Raw genomic sequence first — 3,116 nt, 5'->3', positions numbered from 1 at the left:
ATAATTCAAATTATTAAGACAGCAAATATAAAACAAATTTTCATATAAAAAAATGGTATAATGATTTACAAATCAATTAAAAAAATGTTCAATGTAAACAGAGGCTTATAGAACAATGTTAATAATTTTACCCGGAATGGCTATTATTTTTTTAGGTTGTTTGCCTTCGAGCCACTTCGAAGTTCGTTCATCGTTTAAAACGGCTTGTTCTAATTCCTGAGGTGTAGCGTTTATCGGTAATTCTAATTGAAACCGCATTTTCCCATTGAACGAAACGGGATATAGGCGTGTATTATCTACTGTAAGTGCTTCGTTGTATTCAGGAAAAGCTTCGTTAGCAATGCTTTGCTCATGACCAAGTAAATGCCACAGTTCTTCGCTAATGTGGGGTGCAAAGGGCGATAAGCAAATCAAGAACGGTTCTAAAATAGCTTTTTTATTGCATTTCAAGTCGCTTATTTCGTTGATAAAAATCATAAATGCGCTTACTGTTGTATTGAACGAAAAAGTTTGGATATCTTGCTTTACTTTTTTAATAAGCTTATGCAGTAGTTTTAATTCTTGTTCGGTGGGTTGTTCATCAGATAACGAACATTCGTCATGTTCGTTGAAGAACAATCGCCATGTTTTTTTTAGGAAACGGTGAACTCCTTCTATACCATTGGTATCCCAAGGTTTTGATTGTTCCAATGGTCCTAAAAACATTTCGTATAAGCGAAGGGTATCAGCACCGTATTTATTCACAATATCGTCGGGATTTACAACATTGAACATCGATTTCGACATTTTTTCAATAGCCCAACCGCAGATATATTTACCGTCTTCAAGTTCAAATTCAGCATTGTTAAATTCGGGACGCCACTGACGGAATGCTTCTAAATCGAGAATGTCGTTATGAACAATATTAACATCTACATGAATTTCTTGTGTGTCGTATTTATGCTTTAGTCCTTTAGATACAAATTTATTAGTGCCAACAATACGATATACAAAGTTGCTCCGTCCTTGAATCATTCCTTGGTTAACAAGTTTTTTAAAAGGCTCTTCAACCGGTGATAATCCTATATCGAACAGGAATTTACACCAGAAACGTGCATAAATTAAATGTCCTGTAGCATGCTCGGTTCCACCGATGTATAAATCTACATCTTTCCAATAATTGACCGCTTCTTTAGAGAAATATTCATGGTTGTTGTGTGCGTCCATATATCGGAAATAATAACCGCTTGAACCAGCAAATCCGGGCATGGTACTTGTTTCTAACGGATAACCCTCTTCGGTTTTCCAGTTTTTAGCTCGTGCAAGGGGTGGTTGTCCATCGCTGGTAGGTAAGAAAGAGTCTATTTCGGGAAGTTCTAATGGAAGCTTCGATTCATCGAGGGTGTAGGGCACCTCATCTTTGTAGTATATGGGGAATGGCTCGCCCCAATAGCGTTGACGGCTGAAAATAGCATCACGTAAACGATAATTAACTTTGTACTGACCTATGTTACGTTGTTTTATTTCGTCAATAATTTTTTGAATGGCATCTTTTACACTAAGTCCAGTAATAAAATTAGAATTAATGCATACTCCTTCTTTAGAGTCATACGATTCAGTCCACGTTGAAGTATCGGGATTGCGTTTTTCGTTAGGATTATCTATTACCTGAATTATAGGCAAATTAAAATGTTTAGCGAAATTGAAATCGCGTGAGTCGTGAGCAGGAACTGCCATAATAGCTCCTGTTCCATAGCCAATCAACACATAATCGCTAATCCAGATTGGAATTTCTTGTCCGGTGAATGGATGAATGGCATAAGCTCCGGTAAAACAACCACTAACACGATTAACTTCGGTCATGCGGTCGCGTTCGGTGCGTTTTTTAGTGGCTTCAATGTAATTGATAACTTCGGTTTTATGTTCTTCGGTCGTTATTTTTAGTACCCATTCGTGTTCGGGAGCAAGCACCATAAACGTACATCCAAAAATAGTATCAGGACGTGTAGTGAATATTTGTAATGGTTCTTTGAAGTTTTTTATAGGGAATAGAATTTCGGCACCTTCTGATTTTCCGATCCAATTGCGTTGCATTTCTTTTAGTGAATCAGACCAGTCAATGGTGTCAAGCCCATTTAATAAGCGTTCGGCATAAGCACTTACACGCAAAAACCATTGTTTCATTTTGCGTTGTTCTACGGGATGTCCGCCACGAACCGATAAGCCATCTTTAACTTCGTCGTTAGCCAAAACAGTGCCTAATGCAGGACACCAATTCACAAATGTTTCGTCTAAATAAGCTAAGCGGTATTTTAGCAATAATTGTTGTTGCTCTTTTTCGCTCATTTGCTTCCATTGTTCGGCTGTGAATTCTATTTCGCAATGATGAGCAGCCGGAATATTTTTATTGCCTTGTTGTTCGAACAACTGAATAAGCTCTTTTATAGGTAATGCTTTTTGTTTTTCGGTATGATACCAATGATGAAACAATTGTATAAACGTCCATTGTGTCCATTTATAATAATGGGGGTCGGAGGTGCGTACTTCTCTGTCCCAATCGTAAGCAAATCCAAGTAATTCTAGTTGTTTTTTGTATCGTTGAATATTATTTTCGGTAGTGATGGCAGGGTGTTGTCCTGTTTGAATGGCATATTGTTCAGCAGGTAAGCCAAATGCATCAAAACCCATGGGGTGCAATACGTTATAACCATTATGACGCATATATCGCGTAACGATGTCGCTGGCAATGTAACCAAGTGGGTGGCCAACATGTAATCCCGCTCCCGATGGATAAGGAAACATGTCTAACACATAGAATTTGGGTTTCGATGATTGATGACTTACACAAAAAGTCTTAGCTTCTTGCCATTTTTTGTGCCATTTTTGTTCTATTGTTCTAAAATCGTATTCCATTGTTCCATGAATTTTGCTGCAAACTTACAAGTTTATTGACTAAATACAAAATGAGACCTTTGCAAAACTCCTTTTTTATTCTCATGTAATTGAAAAAAAATTGAAAATAAGATTGATTTTTTTACGATTACTGTTGTTTTATTCTAATTTTGCTAAGGTCTTGATTTATATTTGCAATATGTTTGTACGAATTATAACATCACTGAATTCGCTCCCAAAAAGCT

Annotated in this window: 1 protein-coding gene; it reads right to left on the bottom strand. The window is 36.9% G+C overall.

What is annotated here, in order from left to right; translation table 11 throughout:
- Positions 1 to 105: 105 nt before the first annotated feature.
- On the bottom strand, positions 106 to 2,892 hold the full coding sequence (locus HPY79_12455) for a leucine--tRNA ligase (GenBank protein NSW46612.1): 2,787 nt from the start codon (positions 2,890 to 2,892) through the stop codon (positions 106 to 108).
- Positions 2,893 to 3,116: the final 224 nt, after the last annotated feature.

Source organism: Bacteroidales bacterium (genome assembly GCA_013314715.1).
Taxonomy (GTDB): domain Bacteria; phylum Bacteroidota; class Bacteroidia; order Bacteroidales; family GWA2-32-17; genus Ch61.
The sequence above is the reverse complement of the archived record's forward strand: the minus strand, read 5'-3'. Positions and strand labels throughout refer to the sequence as shown.